The following is a 3465-nucleotide window of genomic DNA, read 5'->3' as shown; positions in this document are numbered from 1 at the left end:
TCTCAAAAGGAGTTTTTCTCGACTATTATCCAGACAAAGACGATGAAAATGCTCCTGAAGCATCAGAAGTATTAGGGAAAACTCTAGAAGAAATATTTCCCCAAGATTTAGCTGTTTGGACTCGACACTACTTAAAGCTTACTCTCAAAACTGGTAAAGTACAAGCAGGAGAATATTGTACGTCGATCGACGATCGCCTCTATCATTATGAAGCTCGTTACGTTAAAAGTGGTACAGATGAAGTGTTAGCAATTGTCCGTGATATTACAGAACGAAAACAAGGAGAAATTGCACTCCAACAATCAGAAAAACGTGAACGAGAAAGAGCATTACAATTAGAAAAAGCTTTAAAAGAACTGCAAAATACTCAAGCTCAATTAGTACAAGCAGAAAAAATGTCTAGCTTAGGTCAAATGGTTGCTGGTATTGCCCATGAAATTAATAATCCCATTAGCTTTATTTACGGTAATATTCTCCATACAAATAACTATATTAGAGACTTACTACATTTACTACAACTTTATCAAAAAAACTATCCAGATTCTGTGCCAGAAATTCAAGATTTTGCTGAAGAGTGTGAAGTGGATTTTCTAATAGAAGATTTACCAAAAATAGTTGATTCAATGAATATTGGAGCGAATCGAATTAAAGAGCTAGTTTTATCTCTAAGAAACTTTTCTCGCCTTGATGAATCGGAGATGAAAAAAGTAGATATTCACTCTGGTATAGATAGCACTTTATTGATTTTACAACATCGCTTAAAAACTACAGCAAAACAAACAGAAACTACTGTTTTTAAAGAATACGGAAATTTGCCTAATGTTGAGTGTTATCCAAGTCAATTAAATCAAGTATTTATGAATATTATTGCTAATGCAATAGATGTTTTAGAAGAACAAGAAATCCCAGGGATTATTACTATCAAAACGGAAATACATCAAATGTCAGAAAGAGAAGTAAATCAGGATTGTGTGAAAATTTCTATTTCTGATAATGGGCGTGGTATTCCTGACTCTGTGCAAAAAAGAATTTTTGACCCGTTTTTTACCACAAAACCAGTGGGTAAGGGTACAGGTTTAGGACTATCAATTTCTCACCAAATTGTTGTCGAAAAACATCAGGGAGAACTGAAATGTAGATCGAATCCAAATGGAGGTACTTTATTTGAAATATTAATTCCAATTAAGGCTAATTGAAGACAGTTATCGAAAAATTGGAGCGTAGCGACTATAACAACTATAACAATCGAATTAGGGCGTTGGTGATGCGTGGCTATGATTATGTAGGGCTTGCTGATTAAATATCAAAGTATTTATAGATAAAGGCTAATGGCTTTTTGGGGTCGAAAAAAGTGCCTGGTTTTTGGCTCTTGTAGTCTCAAAAAGCTAAAATTTTTCCTTGACAATGCTGAAAATTTGGCAGTAGCAGATAGTCTAAACTGTTAAGTGTTAAGTGTTCCCTATCATCACCATCAGACTTTTGAGCGCAAACCCTATGTATTAATTTTGCATTAATCCTAATTGCCTAACTATTAACATTGAGCTTTTTATATTTGGCAAAATTTAGGTTTCATAGCTTGATTAAACAACGCCCGAATTAGTTATAGAAGCTATAAGATTTAAGTTTAACTAGCTATCAGGTTTTAGCATTTCCGTGCCGGGATGCTACGCAAATGCAAACAGCTATCACCTAAAATCCAAGGTTTAAGTCCTCCACTATATTTTCAATGGAGTGAGCATTGATGATGGCGGGTTTAAATCTCCCATCAAACGCCTTGGAATTGGTGAGTGCTATTTCAATCAAGTAGAAGCTTAATGCGAGTCATTTTCTACTATATGAATCTGACTTAGTTGTCAAATTAATAATTCAATAAAGCGAAAGTTTAAGTATTATAAATATATAAATTTAACTATAAATATCGTCAAAAAAATTCCAATTTTTCGGAGATATGTAGATGTTTTTATTGACAAATAATTGCAAATTTTTTCCAATAAATAAATCAGTAAATAATGGCCTAATAAATATTTAACAAAAACCTGAAAAAAGTATAAAAAAATACTTTTTTGCAAGAGTGAATAGCTATTATATAAAAAGATGCAACAAAACAAAAAAATTAATCTACTAATCAAGGAGAAGAACTGATGGCAACATTAACAGCTTTAACTAAAGGTGGTACAGCTTGGACTCCTCAATATGTCGAATCTATTGACATGAACAAATGTCTAGGTTGTGGTCGTTGCTTTAAAGTTTGTCATAGAAATGTTCTAGAACTTAGACCACTCAATGAGCATGGAGAGTTTGTGGATGATGATGATGATGATGATGAAGTATTAAGAAAAGTAATGACTATTGCTAATGCAGATGATTGCATTGGATGTGAAGCTTGCGCTAACATTTGCGGTAAGAAATGCTTCACTCATGCTCCTACAGATGCATAACTTAGCAAGACTATCAACTCAGAAACATTAAACCTCTCCAAAAATAACAATGAAGGGTAGCTAACATCCGTAAAGACGCACTTCAGAAATTGACAACTTACGTAAGCCTTGAACAACGGTACTGTTGTCAAGCGAAGATTTGAATGTCAGTGGTATGTTAGCTAACCATAAACTAGCTAAGTCAATTAGTAGATAGTGATTTTATGAGTTCAAGCGACAGCTAGAACATAAATGTAAATGGTATGGTTTGGAACTGGTTGAGCCTAGATAGGTTTTATCCATTATCAAAGACTTGTTCTAATTGTGGAGGTCGTGCTGCCGACAGTGACCGTAAAAGCAAGGGACGTTCCATGCAACGTCCGTACACATTGAAATGTCATAACCAGTGACGTTTTCTATCAGTTTTATGAAGCAGTGTTAGGTTCAGGTGTATTAATTAGTGAAACTGCTCACCCAAAACCTGAACTCCCTGACTTTCTTGAATTGTAATTTGTGCAATTTTGTAATAGTGATAACAGCAAGGACTCGCCCAAAAATTATGAAGTTTAACAATTGCAGGACAAAAGCGAGTTCACATATTAAAGTGTAGGGTTTTTAACTGTTGGCTATAATCTGGTATAATCTATAATAATCTCCAATTATCTATATTTATGTTACTTGGATTCACGCGCTGAATTACACCCAAATAATAAACAAAAAACCTTGCTGGCTAAACACGCAGGTGTGGCGCGTCATGCTTACAATTGGGGATTATGGCTAACCAGAAATATATTACAGCATAACCAAAATCACCCAGACAGCAAAATCAAATTTCCGACTGCAATTGACCTTCATAAGCTTTTAGTAGCAATGGTTAAACCTAAAAACTGTTGGTACTACGAAGTCTCTAAAAGCGCTCCTCAGTTTGCTTTGAGATATTTATCTTTACTCTTGGAAACGTTGCTTCACTAAAGTGTCGGGAGTGCCTAAATTCAAGAAAAAAGGTAGAGATGATAGTTTCACTCGTATCGGGCTCAATATCAGTAGG

General features: G+C 34.5%; 4 protein-coding genes. All 4 read left to right on the top strand.

The features are described 5' to 3' along the window. Window positions 1-1196: sensor histidine kinase (locus tag F6K22_RS36125; protein ID WP_293109450.1), on the top strand; the 1196-nt coding region annotated here is incomplete at its 5' end. 945 nt (window positions 1197-2141) lie between these two features. Then, window positions 2142-2438 carry a ferredoxin III, nif-specific gene (gene fdxB, locus F6K22_RS36120; RefSeq protein WP_293109449.1) on the top strand — a complete coding sequence of 99 codons (297 nt, stop codon included), beginning with the start codon at window positions 2142-2144 and terminating at the stop codon, window positions 2436-2438. A gap of 242 nt (window positions 2439-2680) precedes the next feature. Beyond that, on the top strand, window positions 2681-2827 hold the full coding sequence (locus F6K22_RS36115) for a hypothetical protein (RefSeq protein ID WP_293109447.1): 147 nt from the start codon (window positions 2681-2683) through the stop codon (window positions 2825-2827). Between the two features lie 313 nt (window positions 2828-3140). Next, on the top strand, window positions 3141-3389 hold the full coding sequence (locus tag F6K22_RS36110; RefSeq protein ID WP_293109445.1) for a helix-turn-helix domain-containing protein: 249 nt from the start codon (window positions 3141-3143) through the stop codon (window positions 3387-3389). Window positions 3390-3465: the final 76 nt, after the last annotated feature.

The organism is Okeania sp. SIO2F4, assembly GCF_010672385.1.
Taxonomy (GTDB): domain Bacteria; phylum Cyanobacteriota; class Cyanobacteriia; order Cyanobacteriales; family Microcoleaceae; genus Trichodesmium.
Note: the sequence above shows the minus strand (reverse complement) of the source record. Positions and strands in the feature narration are given on the sequence as shown.